The sequence below is a fragment of the Actinoplanes sp. ATCC 53533 genome, from assembly GCF_003947245.1.
Genome location: NZ_QHHV01000653.1, coordinates 1 through 611 on the forward strand (window position 1 = coordinate 1; position 611 = coordinate 611).

Annotated in this window: 1 protein-coding gene; it reads left to right on the forward strand. The window is 66.9% G+C overall.

Annotated features, from left to right (window positions below):
- Window positions 1–611 (forward strand): ABC transporter ATP-binding protein (locus tag DMB66_RS60480; protein WP_148113012.1); only part of this gene is annotated, 611 nt, incomplete at both ends.

Sequence of the window (611 nt, forward strand, 5' to 3'; positions counted from 1 at the left end):
CTGCGCATGATCGCCGGACTGGAGGACGTCAGCGCCGGTGCCGTGTTCATCGACGACCGCGAGGTGACCGACTGTGCGCCCAAGGAACGAGACATCGCGATGGTGTTCCAGAACTACGCGCTCTATCCGCACATGACCGTGCGGCAGAACATGGCCTTCGCGCTGCGGCTACGCCACGTCGACGCCGCACAAATGCGCGAACAGGTCAATGACATCGCCAACCTGCTCGGCCTGTCCGAGCTGCTCGACCGCAAACCCAAGGCCCTCTCCGGCGGCCAGCGCCAACGCGTCGCGATGGGCCGGGCCCTGGTCCGCCAACCACGGGTGTTCCTACTCGACGAGCCGTTGTCCAACCTCGACGCGAAGCTACGCGTGTCGATGCGCGCCGAACTCGCCCGGCTACACCAGCGGTATCGGATCACCACCGTGTACGTCACCCACGACCAGGTCGAGGCCATGACCCTCGGCGACCGCATCGCCGTCATCGACAAGGGCCGCCTTCAGCAGGTCGGCACCCCACAGGACCTCTACCGCGCCCCGGCCAACCGCTTCGTCGCCGGATTCCTGGGCTCGCCCAGCATGAACTTCGCCACCGTCGAACCCACCGGCGG